Source organism: Paracoccus salipaludis, from assembly GCF_002287065.1.
Lineage (GTDB): Bacteria > Pseudomonadota > Alphaproteobacteria > Rhodobacterales > Rhodobacteraceae > Paracoccus > Paracoccus salipaludis.
In genome coordinates this window covers 1-715 of record NZ_NSJZ01000090.1, presented here as the reverse complement: position 1 = coordinate 715, position 715 = coordinate 1, and the positions used below count along the sequence as shown (strand labels likewise).

At 61.3% G+C, this 715-nt stretch carries 1 pseudogene; it reads right to left on the bottom strand.

Features of this window, described 5'->3' with window-relative positions:
* Positions 1–182, bottom strand: a pseudogene (locus CK240_RS19425) (IS481 family transposase); the annotation flags it as partial.
* Between the last annotated feature and the right edge of the window lie 533 nt (positions 183–715).

Here is a 715-nt window from a genome sequence, read left to right as displayed (position 1 = left end):
GAGCGCGGCTCTCTCGGCCCGGTCTTGAGGTCCTCGACCGTCTGGCGCTTGCGCCATTTAGCAACGGTCTTCGGGTTGATCCCAAGATCCCGGCTCAACGTCGCGAGCGAAGCTTGCGATCGTTGTATTGCAGCTCTGACGGCGTGCGTGGTCGTGGCGCTTCCGTGACGAACCTGGCCCATAATGCTTCCTTCCATTCCTGAGAAAGGATCGCACCATCAAACCGTGGGATCAAACACCTAGGCCTGGCCAGCCCGGACGCGCCCCATTGTCGGCACATCCGTGTCAAGACCAGGACTGAGGGCTTGAGTGGCCTTAATCCGTTCTGGGTCTGAGTCTGACGCCTGCGGGATTGCTGAAACCAAGCCCTTCAAAGCGCACCAGGAGGACCTCGATGCCGACTTGTAAAAGTTTCAACTAGGGTCGAATACTGCACTTGGGGAAAGCCGGTATACCAGCTAGTGTTGTCACCAAGTTAATGTGTCGCTGTCGGGGCAATTTAGAAATGTCGCAGTTGGACCCGCCGGAGCATGGCCGGGTCGGGCGGAGACCTCCGCCATCGCAGCCCGGCCCGGACATGCGGGGAAGCAGGGATCGCCGCTGCTCTGATCGCCTCGACCCTCATTCGGCTGCATGCCGCGCCTGAGCCTGCTCGGCTGCGCGCCGCTCCTGGCGCCTTTCCACCCAACCCTTGTTCCCGCGCCTCGGCTTGCTT